Below are 12,702 nucleotides of genomic sequence, written 5' to 3'. Positions count from 1 at the left end.
AGTCTTGTCTGAATCCAGTCTGAGAGCCAATTCCCGGGGGCATTGCCCGGTAGAACCGCCGGTACTGCAGCAGTCCCCTTTTTGCTGGAGGCTCGTGCTTCAGTGGAGCACCCTGCCGGTGATTGCCCTGCTGCTGGTTCTGCTCCTGCTGCCGCCTGTGGCGAGCGCCGGGAAGCGCTTTCCGGTAGATGATTCGTTCAACGTAAATTCGGCCTTGGCAAAGGCGCGCAAACAGTACCCGGCGATTGAGATCGCCCGGGTAGAGCCGGCAGCAGGCACTCAGGTACGGCGCAACCTGGTATACCGGCGGATTGAATCCGATGAGCGGGCCTTGCACCTGGATCTGTTCCTGCCTTCGGCGGGGGCGGCCTTGAGGCCGGCGGTATTGCTGGTCCATGGCGGTGGCTGGCGCTCGGGCAATCGCACCTTGCAGGAGCCCATGGCGATCTACCTGGCAAATCGGGGCTTCGTTACCGCCACGGTGGAGTACCGCCTTTCCCTGGAGGCCCAATATCCGGCTGGCATGCAGGACCTGAAATCTGCCCTTGGCTGGCTGCGCCTCAACGCCGACAAGTACGGCATTGATCCCGCGCGGATTGCGGTGCTCGGGGCTTCGTCCGGGGCGCAGATGGCGACTCTGGTGGGGGTGACGCCGGGGATGGAGGTCTTCGCCACCGTACCGAGCCGGGGCCGTGATTCCGTGCAGGCGATCGTCAACCTGGATGGCGTTGTCAGCTTCACTACGCCCATGGCGCTAAAGTTCGAAAATGACCCGCGTAAAAACCCGTCAGCGGCTGGCGCCTGGTTTGGCGGGCGCTTTGAAGACGTGCCGGATTTGTGGCGGCAGGCATCGCCGCTGGAATACGCCGGCGCGGACTCGCCACCGACGCTGTTTATCAATAGCAGTCATCCGCGCTTTCACGCCGGTCGGGACCAGTACATCGCGCGGCTTGCTGCGCATGATATCCCCAGCGAAGTGATGACACACGACGACTCGCCGCACCCCTTCTGGTTGTTCCAGCCCTGGTTCAATCCCACGGCCGAGCGGGTCGCGGATTTTCTGCAGCGCCAGCTCAAATAACAGTCGCAGGCAGTGGTTTTTGCTGGCTATACTCGCGCCGAAACCGCCGGCGGTTCGGCGTGGAGAAATGCACAGCTATGCAACAGTCTGAACAGTTTATCGATTTGCTCAAACTGCTGGTGCGCAGCCCCAGTGTGGTGGGCGCCGAGCACTCTTTTTTCCGAGTATTGCAGCGGGAGCTGGAGGAGCGCGGCGCGCACGTCACCTGGTACGAGGGGCTTCTGGTGGCCCAGGGTCAGCGCCCGCACAGTGCCAAATTCTCTGCGCATATCGATCGCCACGGCCTGATCTGCACCGGCCCCAATGAATTCCAGTACGCCGCCTTTGTGTCTGGGCGCCGTTCGGACCTGCTGGGCAACTCCGTATCTGAAAAGCTGATGACGAAAATTGTCGACCGCTTTCAGGGCGTGTCGGTGACCGCCTATGAGCCCTGGTCCGGTTCCTACTTCGGTTCCGGCACCATCCGCCGCGCTTACGTGTGCGGTTACCGCAACAACCTGATTTTTGAAGTGGCGGGGCTGGAACATGTGGTTGCGGGTACCCCCGTGGCCTTTACCGACCGCCTTAAGATTGCCGACGGCATCCTGAGCGCGCAACTGGATAACGTGCTGACCGCCGCGCACCTGGTGCATCTCTACGCCCTCGGTTTCCAGGGCACCGCGTTTTTTACCGCTCAGGAAGAGTCCGGCAGTAGCTGGCGTTATCTGCTGGAATGGTTCCGGCGCTTTAACGGCGGTACCGAAAAACTGATCGTGGTGGATACCAGCCCCTACCCGGATCGGGACAGCGCGGACGAGCAGCAGGTGGTTCTTCGCCGGCGGGACGCCAACGCGACTTTCCACACAGAGACCACCGAGCGCCTGGCGGCCCTGTGCGAATCGCGGGGTATCAGTTACAGCTACAAAGACACCTATATCGAGGCGCAAAACCGCCTGGCGGTGGCCGAGGGGCAGGAGCCGCAATCCCTCGGCAGTACCGAATTGGGGCGGATCGTTTCCGCATCTGCCGGGTTTGTGCAGGGCACCACGTTGCAGATTCCCACCACCGGCTACCACACCATGCAGGAGTCGGCGTCCATTGCGGCCAACAGTGCCTTCAGCGATCTGCTGGTGGCTATTGCCGCGGACGGCTAGTGGCCTGATTGCTACTCAGAACTCGTCACTGATCTGGTAGCGGTTACAGCGGTTGTTGCAGTAGGGTTTGTCGGAACGCAAAACGCCAGTTTCCGGGTGCACCGTAAGCTGGCGTTTTTTATTGCCGTGGTAGGCGACCACATTCCAGTAGCCGTTGCGGAAGTAGATGTTGCTGAACGAGTGAAAGCCCAGTTTTTGCAGGCGTGTGCGGACCATACCCGCGCTGAGGGCGATTTCCGACGGGGTGCCGCCGTCCAGGTCGGGGCCGTACAGGTGAGGGGGGATTTGCCGCTGCCCCGATGGGCTCGAAAACTGAAAGTCGTTGGCCGTGAAGGGCCCCGGTTGCTGGGCCAGTGCACTGCCCGCGGCGAGTGCTGCGATAAGGGCCAGTAGCTGGCGCTTTCTGTGATTTCCGGGTTTCTGAATGCCGGGTATCAGACTCCTGCTGGCAAACCGCATGGTATTCCCCAAATTGCCTTTATCAGGCCATTGATAGGGTGGAAGTACCCGGATTCCAAATGGGGTGGGTTCGGCCGTTAGCGGCGATCTCGGTGTGATAGTTGGCGCCATGGTCAATGGGACAAGGTGAGCCCCTGGTACGTTGACCTGCGGGTGACTGAATCGACGGTCACGGCTTGGCTGCTAAAATGGCGCGCTATTTATCATTATAAGTGTGAATGGCGCCACCTCATGAACGTAATTTCGATCTGCCGCCGCCTTGGAGCGGTCTTCGTCAATGTCGGTATCGGCATCAGTGTCAGCACTGTGGCACTGGCCGCTGACCCCCTCAATGTCACCGGTGACAAGTTCCGTCAGCTGGAAGAGCTGCTGCCTACCCCGAATACCTACCGCGCCGCGTCCGGTGCCCCGGGCCACGCCTACTGGCAGCAGCAGGCAGACTACGACATCAAAGTCTCCCTGGACGATGACAAGCAGCGCATCACCGCGTCCGAGACCATCACTTACCAGAACAACTCCCCGGATACCCTGCGCTACCTGTGGCTGCAGCTGGACCAGAACCGCTTCAAGCCGAATTCTTCCGGCAACCTGGCGGCACCGGTAGATGTGGAGTCTATTGCCCCGGATACCATTCCTTTCGGCAGCTTCCGTCGCGAAGTGGTTTCCGCAGAATTTGATGGTGGCTACCAGATCACCAAAGTTGCGGATGCCAAGGGCCGCGACCTGCGCCACACCATCGTCGATACCGGAATGCGCATCGACCTGCCGCAACCGCTGAAGTCCGGCGAAAGTGTGTCTTTCCGGGTGGACTGGGAATACAACATCATCGAGCAGAAGGCCCTGGGTGGCCGTTCCGGCTACGAGTTCTTCGAGCGCGATGGCAACTACCTGTATGAGATTGCGCAGTGGTTCCCGCGCATGGCCGCCTACAACGATGTCAGCGGCTGGCAGAACAAGCAGTTCCTCGGTCGCGGCGAGTTTGCGCTGGAGTTTGGCGACTACCGCGTGGCCATCGAGGTCCCCGCAGACCATATTGTTGCCTCCACCGGTGTACTGCAGAACCCGGGCGATGTACTGACCCGCCAGCAGCGTGCGCGCCTGGAAAAAGCGCGTACCGCGAAGAAGCCGGTGATGATCGTCACCAAAGAAGAAGCGCTGGAAAACGAAAAAGATCGCGCCAGCGGCCGCAAGACCTGGGTGTTTGAAGCGGAAAATGTGCGTGACTTCGCCTGGGCTTCCTCGCGTAAGTTCCTGTGGGATGCCCAGGGTTACAAGAAGGGCGGCACCGATACCATTGCGATGTCCTTCTACCCGGAAGAAGGCACGCCCCTGTGGGACAAGTATTCCACCGAGTCCATCATCCACACCATGGATGTGTACAACCGCTACAGCTTCGATTACCCCTATCCGACCTCCATTTCCGTAAACGGCCCTGTGGGCGGTATGGAATACCCGATGATCACCTTCAACGGTCCGCGTCCGGAGATCGATGAAGAGGATCGCGAGAAGCGCACCTATTCCCGCCGCACCAAATACGGCCTGATCTCCGTCATCATTCACGAGGTAGGCCACAACTACTACCCGATGATTGTGAACTCCGATGAGCGCCAGTGGACCTGGATGGACGAAGGCCTGAACACCTACGTACAGTTCCTGGCGGAGCAGGAGTGGGAAGAAAAATATCCTTCCCGTCGCGGCGATGCGCGCAAGATTGTGGATTACATGAAGAGCGAGAACCAGGTTCCGATCATGACCAATTCGGAATCCATTCTGCAGTTCGGCAATAACGCCTACGGCAAGCCTGCTACTGCGCTGAATATCCTGCGCGAATCTATCATGGGCCGTGAGCTGTTCGATTTCGCCTTCCGTGAATACGCCCAGCGTTGGAAGTTCAAACGCCCGATGCCGGCGGATTTCTTCCGCACCATGGAAGATGCGTCCGGCATGGATCTGGACTGGTTCTGGCGCGGCTGGTTCTACACCACTGACCACGTGGATATCAGCCTGGACGGAGTGAAGCACTACAACGTAGGCACCAAGAACCCGGAAATCGAAAATCCGTGGAAACGTGACCAGTTCGAGCAGGAGCCGGAGACGGTCACCAAGCGTAAAAACCGTGCGAATAACCTGACCCGGATCGTGGACGGCAAGCCGGAACTGTCGGATTTCTATAACGAGCACGACGAGTTCGATGTATCCAATGCCGACCGCAACAAGTACCAGGGTATGGTCGAAGGTCTCAAGGATTGGGAAAAAGACCTGCTGAAGGTGGAGAGCAACGTTTACGTGCTGGACTTCAGCAATATCGGTGGCCTGGTGATGCCGCTGATCCTGAAGCTGGACTATGAGGACGGCAGCAGCGAAACCCTGCGTATCCCGGCAGAAATCTGGACGCGCAATGCCCAGAAGACGTCCAAAATGCTGGTGCGCGGCAAAGACAAAGTATTGAAGTCCGTGGTGCTGGATCCCAACTGGGAAACGGCGGATACCGATGTGGAAAACAATTATTTCCCGCGCCGTATCATCAAGTCCCGCCTGGAGCTGTTCAAGGATGAAGAAGCCCGCAACCTGATGAAGGACTGGGAAGTCGAGCTTAAAGAAGACTGATTCCCGTCGTTCGACAATTCGGGGTGGCCGTTCCGGTCACCCCATGCTCTCCTTAAACTCCTAATCCATCGCACAGACCGTGTCCTTTCCGCGCCTGTGGAATTTTGAGGTATCAATCATGCCATACGGAAATAGCCGCTTGCTGCACTTTGGCTTTTGGGTGTTGTCGCTGTTACTGCTGACGGCCAATGCCGAGGCCCACCGTTACCATTTCGGGATAACCGAGCTTTCGGTCAATGAGCGCACCCAATCCCTGGAAATCTCTCACCGCTTTTTCGTGGCGGATATCGAGCGCGCCCTGTCCCTCAGTGCCAGCAAGGAGATGAAGGATGCCCAGAAGCAAATGGAAGCCTATGTGAATGCGCGCTTCCAGCTGGGGACCGCGGAGGGCACAAACCTGAAACCCAAGTGGGTGGGTATGGAATCCGATGTACACGATGTGTGGGTGTACCAGGAAATTCCCCTGGCGGAAGTGCAGGGGAAAACCTTGAAACTGTCGCAATCCATGCTGATGGAAATCGAACGGGATCAGGTGAATACGGTAAACGTGACCCGCGATGGCAAAACGGAAAGCTATACGCTGAAGCCGGGTTCCAGCCAAGTTACTTTTGAGCTGTAGCAAACGCTCAGGCTGGGGCTAGCCGCAGTTGCAGCAACGCCGGGTTTTATCGGTCTTGCCGATGCCCGGGTTGAAAGTGTTGGTGGGGTCCAGTCGCTCAAAAAAATGCCGCTGGGCATCCGGCGCCTGATACAGGTGCCCCACATTGTGTTCTGCCGGATAGCAGGCGCCGCGCTGGTCCAGTAGCGCCAGCATGGCCTGCTTGACTGCCTTCGGGTCTGCGTCTTTCTTCAGGACGTAATCCTGGTGGAACACATGGCAGAGGAAGTGGCCGTAGTAGAGCCGCTGTTCCAGCTGATCGGCAATGTCCGCAGGCAGTTGCTCCTGCCAGTGCAAATCATTGCGTCGCAGGGCGATGTCCAGCGGCAGCAACTCCCCCACGGTTTTCTCGTGAATCGACTGATAGCGCATGGCGGCACCGGCAGAGACAAAACGGTGCAGCATGGCCTTGCGCGCCTCTTCCTCACTGCAATTGAAAAAGGCTCCTGAGTTTTCACTCCCGGCAAAGAAATTCTGCAGCCACTGTTGCGTACTTTCGATACCCGGATCCGCCACCTTCAGGATCAGGTGATGCTCGTATTCTTCGCGATACGCCAGCATGCGCTCTGGCAGATGCTGGGGTAGCAGGCGGCTGAGCTTCTGCAAAAGGCGGTCACTGAAAAAGCGCGGCAGGAAACGGCGCTTTTCCAGCCAGGCATCCATACGCCCCTTGATGCTGAAAAACTGCGGCATTCTTCCGGTGCCGAGTTTCTCGATGATGTAGAAGCTGTCTTTGCCGTAAGTCGCCGCCAGGTCAAACATGTCCCGGTGCAGGTATTCACCGAGTATTGGTAGCTGTGGTAATTCACTGAGTAACCCGCGACGCAGGCGGGCGAAGACCGCCGGGCTGTTGCTGCCGATATAAAACGTCTGGGTACGTTCGGGTACCGGAAACGTATCCAGACGTACGGCGAACACCGCCAGCTTGCCGGCGCAGCCGCTGGCTTCAAACAATCGCCGCGGGTCGGCATTGAAGCGCGCGGGGGTGTCTGCATCAATATTGCGGATGCGCTCAATGTACTCCCCATCCGACGCCATGCGCGGCTTCGGGTTTGTTTCAGAGTAGGGCGGCACTGTGTCGGGCGTTACTGCAGTAGAAAAAGTGCCGCGTTCGAGGTTAGTGAGTATTTCCTGCGGGGAATTTCCCAATGCAATCCCGAGGTTATTGACGAGTTGCAGTTGCCCGGATTTGTCCACCTGCGCATAGACGGCCAGTTCGGTGTATGCCGGTCCGCGCTGGCACAGGGCGCCGCCAGAATTGTTCGCAATACCGCCAACAATGGAAGCGCCGATACAGGAAGAGCCGATTTCCGAGTGGGGGGCGCGTTTAAGAGGTGCGAGGCGTTTTTCCAGACCGTGCAGCGTGGCGCCGGGAAGGGCGACAATCTGCTCACCTCTGTGGTTGCCTTCGCCCAGCAGGTGGATGGCGTTCATCTGCAGCGTGTTGATGATCACCAGGTTGCGGTCGTAATCGGAACCGCTGGGGGTGGAGCCCTCGGTCAAGCCGGTGTTGGCGGCTTGCATGATGATGATTGCACCGGCATCCACGCAGGCCTGCAATACCTGCCACAGGTCAAACAAATGCCGCGGAAATACCACAGCCAGTGCCGGCCCCTCACCGGAGCGGAAACCTTTGCGGTAGTGCTCGTTGCGTTGCGGGTCGGTGACGACTGCGTCGCTACCGATCAGCTGCTCCAGGGTCTGGAGCAGCGCGCGGCTTTCAGTTTTGATCTGGGTGGATTGCGTCATGCATCGTATTGTTGTCGGTCAGTCTTTGTCGATTTTTGATTCAAGGATTTCCCCGCTATTGGGGTCTACCTCCAGCTCCCACTTTTTGCCTTCTTTATAGGCTTCAATCTCCCAGCGCCCCTTGTCCAGGGAGGCGTCGACGATTGGGGTAAAGCCCTGTTGCTCCAGCTTAGTCAGCAGCACCGAGAGGGCCATCGCACCGGGTGGCGGCAATTCATCTTTGGCGCTGGCCTGTCCGGCACCCACCATGGCGAAGCTGCTGAGGGTGACGGCGAGCAGTGAATTTTTGACGTTCTTCATGCTATTCACTCTTGTATTCAATGAAACAAAACGCAACTGCTATTGGCGTTAGTCGCTGCTTCCCAGGCGCTGTTGCATCATAAAGCACCATTCGTCGCTGCCGCCGTCGGGGCCGTGGGCGCCGTCGCCACCGGTGAGCTTGTCAGCGGCGATAAACCATTCCTGGCTACCTACCGAGGGCATGCCATCCGGATACTGCTCAGCGATTGCTTCGCTGTAGCGGGTCATCAGCTGGCCATTCACCCACTCGAACCATTCCGCATTGCAGATTAACTGGCCTTCGCTGTTCGGGCTTTCACCGCTCAGGTTCTCGCTCGTCTCGGGGGATGTTGCCGGAGGGGCGGTGGTCTCGTCCACGATGACTTCCTCGCGCACCTCGGTTTGCGGTGCCTTGTCCGTCGAGTGGTCCGGGTCATGGGTGTCGGATTGTCGGCTGCAGCCGGTCGACAGAAGAGAGGACATGAAAGTGGACAGAACAGCGGCGATCAAAAGGGGACGAACCATAAATACTCCGGGTGATGTTTTGCTGCTGGCGCGGAATTGATTGGGCCAATGGAAATAAGCATAGGAGGAATTGCGCGACTTGCACGCTCTCTGTAGCGGGGTGAGCGGGCGCAATCGGGTAAGTGATACCAGAGCGAGGCATGGCTGTCGCGCCGGCGTCACAGGATTGGGGGCTGGGTCGCAATTACAGCTTGCTGCGGATGGGAAGTGAATACGTCGTTTGTCTATTAAGTGATATTGTATTATAAAACTGCTCGCTGGCTCCGAGGCCGTCTGTAGGCCCGGTGTCGAGCAGGTACACAACAATAAAAAATACGCCATTTCCGGGATGATATTCATCGTGGTTCCCACCTGGCTCCCCTGTGGCCAAGCGTCGATTCCCGACGTGCAGTCTGGTCCAAATAATAAATAGCGACGAGGCTTATATGTCTTTAAAACAACTGTGGCGAGCATGCTCGCTTCTGGTCGTATTCGGCCTGGGTATCAGTACCAGTGCCAACGCGATGATCGAAAACGGTACCTATTCCATTGTTTCCAAACACAGCGGCAAGCTGGTTGAGGTGGGAAATGGCGACACCGCCAACGGTGCCAACATCAACCAGTGGCCGGGCAACGGCCATGCCACCCAGCAATGGGTGATTACCCATATCAGCGGTGACGATTACTCGGTGATCAATGCCCACAGCGGCCTGGCGATGGAGGTGTACAACTTTGATACCAGCGATGGTGCCAATATCGCCCAGTGGGCCTACTGGGGCGGAAACACCCAGACCTGGACCATCATTGACCGGGGCAACGGGTATTTTTCGCTGATCAACAAGCATTCCGGCAAGGCACTGGATTTGCTCAACTGGGATACCAGTGATGGCGCCAATATCGGTCAGTGGTCCTGGTGGGGAGGCGATGCCCAGCTGTGGTCCCTGAATCTGCTCAAATCCAGCCAACCTGAGTCCATCAATTACGTCAGCCCCAGTTTCGGCAATATTGCGGTGCACGATCCATCGGTGATCCGCGCCAATAACCAGTACTACGTATTTGGCTCGCACCTGAGTGCTGCGCGCTCCAGTTATCTCACCAGTTGGGAGCGGGTGGCCGACGGGGTGTTTGCAAATAACCCGCTGTTCAACGATGTCACCTCTGAGCTTTCCGAGGCGCTGAGCTGGGCGCAGACGAGCACACTGTGGGCACCGGATGTGATCCAGATGAACGGCGAGTACCTGATGTTCTACAACGCCTGCCGCGGCGATTCTCCCCGCTCTGCCATGGGTATTGCGGCGTCGTCCAGTATCGAGGGGCCCTACAGTGACCGCGGTATTTTCCTGAAGTCGGGTATGTGGGGCGAGGCCAGCGAGGACGGCGCGGTTTACGATGCGACGGTGCACCCCAATGTGGTGGACCCGGTGGTGTTTCGCAGTGCTGACAATCGTTTGTGGATGACGTACGGCTCTTATTCCGGCGGCATTTTTATCATGGAACTGAATCCTGCCACCGGTTTTCCCTATGCCGGGCAGGGTTACGGCAAGCACCTGATGGGGGGCAATCACGCCCGTATTGAGGCGGCCTACACCCTGTATGCCCCGGAAACCGGTTACTACTACATGTTTGTAAGCTACGGCGGCCTGGCGGCGGACGGCGGTTACAACATCCGGGTTGCCCGTGCTACCAGTCCTGACGGCCCCTACTACGACGCCAGCGGGACCGATATGGCCAGCGTCAAAGGTGCCCCGGGGAGCATATTTGACGATGCCAGTATTGCGCCGCACGGGGTCAAGCTGATGGGCAACTACCTGTTTGCCAACAGTAATAACCAGCTGGGGTACGTTTCCCCGGGGCACAATTCTGCCTATCGCAAGGAGGACACGGGGCAGTACTTTATCTTCTTCCACACCCGCTTCCCCAACCGTGGCGAAGAGCACGAGGTGCGGGTGCATGAGTTCTTTATCAATGATGCGGGCTGGCCGGTGGTGGCGCCGCTGCGCTATGCGGAAAAGGTCGATGGCAGTAATCCGGGCCGCTCCCGGGAACAGCTTGAGGCGGTATACGCGAGCGAAATTCCCGGCAGCTATCAGCTGGTCAATCACGGCAAGGACATTACCGCCAGTATCAAAGGGTCCAGCAATATCCAGTTGAATGCAGGTGGCAGCGTCAGCGGTGCCCAGTCTGGCAGCTGGATTTACAACGAAGTGACCCGAGCCGTCACCCTGACTCTGAACGGCGTCAGCTATCAGGGAGTGGTATCCAGGCAGTGGAACCAGGTGCGATACCGCTATGAGGTCACTTTCTCTGCCCTGTCCGGGGATGGCACGGCGGTATGGGGGATCAATTCCGACTGAATTTCTGTGGGAGTTAAAAGTAAAACAGGCGGCTAAGGCCGCCTGTTTTTGTAGGTAGGGTAGCTGTACGGATCAGAGCGCCGGGGCAGATCCGCTGGCCTCGGCCAGGGGCGCATCCGCCAGGGATTCACCGTCATCGTTGGCGGCGGCGGCTGCGAGGCGCTGCTCCTCAATCCGGCTGGTCCAGGTCAGGAGCGCCTGATAGTGGCGGATATTCTGCACGTAGGTGACCGGTTCCCAGCCGCGGGCATAGCCGTGTTTCAGGTGTTTGTAGTGCTGGCGCTTGGCCAGCAGCGGCAGGTTGTCGCGCACGTCGGACCAGCGATCGGCGTTTCCACCCAGCTTCTGGGTCAGCACCCGCGCGTCTTCAAGGTGACCGTAGCCGATGTTGTAGGCGGCCAGCGCCATCCAGGTGCGGTCCGGTTCGCGGATACGCTCGGGGATCTTGTCGCGTACCTGTACAAAGTAGCGCGCGCCGCCGTCGATACTTTCGATGGGGTCGAGACGATTGACGCCCATCTCCCGCGCGGTAGCCCGGGTCAGCATCATCAGGCCGCGCACCCCGGTGGGGGATTTGGCGCGGGGGTTCCAGTGGGACTCCTGGTAGCTCAGGGCCGCCAGCAGCTCCCAGTCCAGTTCATACTTGTCGGCGGCCTTTTGCAGCTCTTCGCGCCAGTTGGGCAGGCGGTCCCGGGTCAGCTGGGCAAAGGTCTGGGCGCCGCCCACATTCATTTTGCTCACATGGCCGAAATACAGCTCCCGCAGCTCGGCGACCAGGCCACTGGTATTGGCGCGCAGCATGAAATTGCGCGCCGCACGGTAGAGGCTGTCGTCGTCGCCCCGGGGGAAAGCCCAGGAGACCGGCTGGAACTGGGTCAGGTTAAAGGCGATGTGGGTGTTTGGGTAGAGACCGCGATGCACCGCATAGGCGTTGGAGTCTACGATCGCGTAGTGGTATTTGCCCTCGTGCACCATTTCCACCAGTTCCATGGCGTCCACATCGGAAATTTCTTCCCAGGTCAGGTCCGGGTAGCGGTGCGAGAGTTTGCGCAGCTGTTCCGCGTGGGCACTGCCGGCAATCACCGCGATATTTTTATCTGCCAGGTCGGCAACACTGCGCGGACGAGACTCGCCCAGGCGGTAGATAACCTGCTGGCGAATTTCAAAATAGGAGGGGGCAAAACGCACCTGGGCCCGGCGCTCCGGGGTAACCGTCAGGCCGGCGGCGGCCAGGTGGGCGCCGGATTCGGGGTTTTCTAGTTCCCGGAACAGGTGGCTCAGGTCATGGACGTCGCGGATTTCCAGCTTTACGCCCAGTTCCTTGGCAAAGGCCTTGAGCATGCCGTATTCAAAACCGGTGTAATTGCCGTTGGCGTCTTCGAAGTAGGTCGTTGGACCGTTCTGCGAAAGTACCACCAGCTTACCGGATACTTTGACCTGTTCCAGCAGGCTAGGCGCCTTGCTGGCCACCAACAGAGAAGCACAACAGGCCAGCGCCGCACCTTTCAGCAGGCGGCGGCTGTATCGCAACAGTCGGCTTTTCATGATCATAAGTTGGTCCCTTGAGTCCGTTCTTTGCTTTATTGTCATTGCCCCAGCGAAGAGGAAGTTCGGCTACAGGCGTTGTTTCCCGTGGGTTGCGGCTCCATTGCCACCCCCGGCTAAAGCTGCGCTGTCTATTATTTGCGCAGGCTTGGGTCAAAAGCGCTGCAATTTTACCTTAAACCCCGTTGCTCTGACTAATTTCTTGTTAATGTCGTCTGATACTTTGTGAACGGTCGGCTTGTTTTGACCAGTTAAGTGTAGTAGATCGCGCCTGTTTTGCTTCGGGCCCAGGGCATTCTCCACCTTGTCTCAGGGGTGTCTCAGGGGAAAACC

General features: G+C 58.5%; 10 protein-coding genes. 5 read left to right on the top strand and 5 right to left on the bottom strand.

The genetic code is table 11. The features are described 5' to 3' along the window. The first annotated feature begins 94 nt into the window (after window positions 1-94). Together M0G74_RS10480 and M0G74_RS10475 are read left to right on the top strand one after the other, a co-directional pair. A complete protein-coding gene (locus M0G74_RS10480) occupies window positions 95-1,081 on the top strand; it encodes an alpha/beta hydrolase (RefSeq protein ID WP_248216554.1) in 987 nt (328 codons plus the stop codon). 77 nt (window positions 1,082-1,158) lie between these two features. After that, entirely contained in the window at window positions 1,159-2,214 is a 1,056-nt protein-coding gene (locus M0G74_RS10475) for a peptidase M42 (RefSeq protein ID WP_248216552.1), read from the top strand. A gap of 15 nt (window positions 2,215-2,229) precedes the next feature. Here the strand turns inward: M0G74_RS10475 and M0G74_RS10470 are convergent, their stop codons facing one another. Continuing rightward, the gene (locus tag M0G74_RS10470) at window positions 2,230-2,673 is read right to left on the bottom strand and encodes a hypothetical protein (RefSeq protein ID WP_248216550.1); all 444 of its coding nucleotides are present in this window, start codon (window positions 2,671-2,673) and stop codon (window positions 2,230-2,232) included. Window positions 2,674-2,904: 231 nt separating this feature from the next. Here M0G74_RS10470 and M0G74_RS10465 point away from each other — a divergent pair, with 231 nt between their 5' ends. Further along, complete coding sequence (locus M0G74_RS10465; protein WP_248216549.1) at window positions 2,905-5,280, top strand: M1 family metallopeptidase; 2,376 nt, start codon at window positions 2,905-2,907, stop codon at window positions 5,278-5,280. Between the two features lie 118 nt (window positions 5,281-5,398). Then, on the top strand, window positions 5,399-5,899 hold the full coding sequence (locus M0G74_RS10460; RefSeq protein ID WP_248216547.1) for a DUF6702 family protein: 501 nt from the start codon (window positions 5,399-5,401) through the stop codon (window positions 5,897-5,899). An 18-nt stretch (window positions 5,900-5,917) separates the two neighbouring features. On the opposite strand, the gene dld is transcribed toward M0G74_RS10460, so the two are convergent. From dld to M0G74_RS10445, 3 genes are read right to left on the bottom strand one after another with little or no spacing between them, the layout of a single operon-like run. Continuing rightward, a complete protein-coding gene (dld, locus tag M0G74_RS10455) occupies window positions 5,918-7,687 on the bottom strand; it encodes a D-lactate dehydrogenase (RefSeq protein ID WP_248216545.1) in 1,770 nt (589 codons plus the stop codon). A gap of 18 nt (window positions 7,688-7,705) precedes the next feature. After that, window positions 7,706-7,987 (bottom strand): PepSY domain-containing protein, encoded by a 282-nt coding sequence (locus M0G74_RS10450; RefSeq protein ID WP_248216543.1) that lies wholly within the window; start codon window positions 7,985-7,987, stop codon window positions 7,706-7,708. Between the two features lie 48 nt (window positions 7,988-8,035). After that, complete coding sequence (locus M0G74_RS10445) at window positions 8,036-8,491, bottom strand: hypothetical protein (protein ID WP_248216542.1); 456 nt, start codon at window positions 8,489-8,491, stop codon at window positions 8,036-8,038. Window positions 8,492-8,916: 425 nt separating this feature from the next. Here M0G74_RS10445 and M0G74_RS10440 point away from each other — a divergent pair, with 425 nt between their 5' ends. Continuing rightward, on the top strand, window positions 8,917-10,824 hold the full coding sequence (locus M0G74_RS10440) for an RICIN domain-containing protein (RefSeq protein ID WP_248216539.1): 1,908 nt from the start codon (window positions 8,917-8,919) through the stop codon (window positions 10,822-10,824). 72 nt (window positions 10,825-10,896) lie between these two features. Here M0G74_RS10440 and mltF read toward each other — a convergent pair whose 3' ends face one another. Beyond that, entirely contained in the window at window positions 10,897-12,375 is a 1,479-nt protein-coding gene (mltF, locus tag M0G74_RS10435) for a membrane-bound lytic murein transglycosylase MltF (protein WP_248216537.1), read from the bottom strand. Window positions 12,376-12,702 lie beyond the last annotated feature (327 nt).

The organism is Microbulbifer sp. CAU 1566 (assembly GCF_023156515.1).
Lineage (GTDB): Bacteria > Pseudomonadota > Gammaproteobacteria > Pseudomonadales > Cellvibrionaceae > Microbulbifer.
The sequence above is the reverse complement of the archived record's forward strand: the minus strand, read 5'-3'. Positions and strand labels throughout refer to the sequence as shown.

Coding starts and splice junctions, on each gene's coding strand:
- M0G74_RS10440 (WP_248216539.1), top strand. CDS start 8,917: ATGTCTTTAAAACAACTGTGGCGAGCATGCTCGCTTCTGGTCGTATTC.
- mltF (WP_248216537.1), bottom strand. CDS start 12,375: ATGATCATGAAAAGCCGACTGTTGCGATACAGCCGCCGCCTGCTGAAA.
- M0G74_RS10470 (WP_248216550.1), bottom strand. CDS start 2,673: ATGCGGTTTGCCAGCAGGAGTCTGATACCCGGCATTCAGAAACCCGGA.
- M0G74_RS10445 (WP_248216542.1), bottom strand. CDS start 8,491: ATGGTTCGTCCCCTTTTGATCGCCGCTGTTCTGTCCACTTTCATGTCC.
- dld (WP_248216545.1), bottom strand. CDS start 7,687: ATGACGCAATCCACCCAGATCAAAACTGAAAGCCGCGCGCTGCTCCAG.
- M0G74_RS10460 (WP_248216547.1), top strand. CDS start 5,399: ATGCCATACGGAAATAGCCGCTTGCTGCACTTTGGCTTTTGGGTGTTG.
- M0G74_RS10475 (WP_248216552.1), top strand. CDS start 1,159: ATGCAACAGTCTGAACAGTTTATCGATTTGCTCAAACTGCTGGTGCGC.
- M0G74_RS10465 (WP_248216549.1), top strand. CDS start 2,905: ATGAACGTAATTTCGATCTGCCGCCGCCTTGGAGCGGTCTTCGTCAAT.
- M0G74_RS10450 (WP_248216543.1), bottom strand. CDS start 7,987: ATGAAGAACGTCAAAAATTCACTGCTCGCCGTCACCCTCAGCAGCTTC.